This window comes from Rahnella perminowiae (genome assembly GCF_019049755.1).
GTDB classification, from domain to species: domain Bacteria; phylum Pseudomonadota; class Gammaproteobacteria; order Enterobacterales; family Enterobacteriaceae; genus Rahnella; species Rahnella perminowiae.
The window spans coordinates 1-2,585 of record NZ_JAFMOS010000247.1; the positions used below are offsets into that span (position 1 = coordinate 1).

Annotated in this window: 2 protein-coding genes; both read left to right on the forward strand. The window is 39.7% G+C overall.

The window, feature by feature from the left end; genetic code table 11:
* The first annotated feature begins 152 nt into the window (after positions 1-152).
* A complete protein-coding gene (locus J1785_RS01790) occupies positions 153-1,130 on the forward strand; it encodes a LysR family transcriptional regulator (protein WP_158414308.1) in 978 nt (325 codons plus the stop codon).
* Between the two features lie 302 nt (positions 1,131-1,432).
* Positions 1,433-2,585, forward strand: a 1,153-nt coding sequence (locus tag J1785_RS01795; protein ID WP_217218675.1) for a molybdopterin-dependent oxidoreductase, incomplete at its 3' end; no start/stop codon positions are given.

Below are 2,585 nucleotides of genomic sequence, written 5' to 3' on the forward strand. Positions count from 1 at the left end.
TAGTCTCTCTGAACTCTCTCTCAAAAAAATATGATATGCTACACTTTAGAATCAAAGAGTACCGATTAAGTATAGATGTCTCCCGTTCACCGTTAGCGATTTATCGATAATTGTCGTATCAGTGATTAAAATTATTAATGAATGAGGGATTAGTGAATACTTTCAGAGCTGATAATCTTAAAAATAAGATCTCAAATCGCTTAGATCCTGAACTCTTGGGGTTGATAATGGCCTTTCTTGCTGTCGTTGAGACCGGCAGTTTTGCTGCAGCGGCTAAAATTTTAAGGCAAACCCCCTCGACAATTAGCAGAAAAGTCATACGATTAGAAGAGAGTTTAGGTGTGCGGTTGCTAAACAGAACAACACGTAGTGTTGTAATAACGGAAATTGGTGCAATTTATTTGCGTTACTGTCAGTCGATTAATGAGTTGTTAAATTCTGCCGAAGCTGAAGTAACGTCCATGACCCGATCTCCACAGGGGCTCTTAAGGATATCAATGCCCGTGGCGTTTGGTCAGCGTTATATTACCTCGCTTCTTGCCGATTTTCTGGAGCTTTATCCTAAAGTGGAAATTGAAGCAGCGTATAACGACCGTTATGTGCAAATGGTTGAAGAGAATATAGATCTCTCGATAAGGATTGGGGATTTACCGGATAGCTCGTTGGTCGCACGCAAGATAATGTCCAATCAGCGCTTGTTAGTTGCCTCGCCTCAATATATTAAAAAGTTTGGGGCACCTCAAATTCCGTCAGACCTTTCTCGCTATGATTGTATACGTTATACAAGATATCGTTCCGCTGGCAATATTTGGAAATTTATCCATGAAGGTGATGAAAGAGTTGAGCACTCAGTTACTGTAAATGGTTCGTTTCGTTGTGACGATTCTGCTGCGGTTCTTAACTATGTTTTGTCTGACGCTGGTGTCGGTATTGTCGCCGATTACCTTTGTTATGATGCATTAGTGCAAAATAAATTAGTACATTTGATGCCTGAGTGGCGCGTACTACCAGCATCAGGCATTTATTTATGCTGGCCATCAACACGTTTGTTGATGCCAAAAGTGAGATACCTCATTGATTACCTAGTCGCTCATCTTCAACACTTATCCTTTACGCCCATAAAACATTAGGCACTGCCATTACCTCTCAATTAGTCGGTAGGTAAGGTTGTTCACTAAACAAGACGGTATACCAATGTTAATTATGATAATTACATACTCCTAACGCGTTATTTCCTTGCAGCATGCAAGGTTTTACTAAGGTAATTAGTGCGCTGTGTGCATCACACTCATGTTCAGATTGAACTGTAAATTAACATATTAATTTGTGTACACTATTACTGATCGTAAAGCACTTAAATCGCCTTTTTACCAGCGCTGGTAAATCGTTCGATCCAAAACATCATTATTATTGCCATATCAAAAGAGAGAAAATGGATATTCAACCTGAAAAAATAAAAATTGCAGGACCCGCAATAAGGGAAGGTTGGTTGCGAGGTAATCCTGGCAAAAATAATGGAAGTCGGGGTAGTGATGTTTTTGTTAAGGTCGAATGGAGCATCGTGTTTGATCTCATCGAAAGGGAAATTGAAAGGATCAAATCTTTGGGTAATTCGGTGGAAATTGCTTTTAATGCAAGCTTTACAGGATTACAGTGGCAAAATTTCCCCCATCAAATCCTCAATATCATTAACTCTTCGAAAGTAGGGATATCCCCAAAAAAGTATGCATCTACTCCAAAGGTATTCGGATTATTATCGAATCTAATCGGTTTTGACAATGCCTTGCTTTTATTGATGAAACCTATTGGTGGTAATGCGAATTTTGATTTTATTTTTAATGTGGGTATGCGCAACAACGACTCTATAAAAAACACATCACATCCACACCTGTTACAGTTTTTAAAAGCTATTCCTTTTGTTGATGCTGCACCGGTCAATGTTTTAGAGGGAAGCCAAGTATGGCTACCGCTTCGACCCGCAACTGAGTCATCACTTCTGTTAGCTCTTTGTACAGAGCTTATAAAGATTGCAGCTTCTGAATGGCGCCCCGAAAAGAGTTTGGTTAATTATTTGTGTGAAGGACATGATGGGCAAGCCTTCGATGCCACATGGGCTGAAGGCGTTTGTGGCATTGATGCTTTAATTATCAAGCAACTTGCTCTACGCCTGGCAACATCACGTGTTTTGATTAATATAGGTAATTCAGCGTCAGAGTCATCTTCTGGAGAGCAGACCTGCCGTTCCGCGCTATTATTGGCTTCTCTACTGAATAAATTTTCTCCTTGCTCAGCTTACCTCCGATTCGGAATGTTTGATAAACCAATTCAAACATCGTTGCTCAAAAATGAAGTTAGTTCAAGGTTAGATATTTTTAAGGCTACAAAAGCCGAGACGAGTCTGACACAATCTAGAATGGCGATATACTCGAATATTGATGTTTTGAAAATTCATCCTGATATCAATCATTTTTTACAGCAATGGAAAAGTTTGGATACGATTATCGTGGCGGCTGAAAATTGGTCTGTGACGTCCAGGCATGCTGATATCGTTATACCGCTCATGGTTAATTCTGGGGAAATTAACT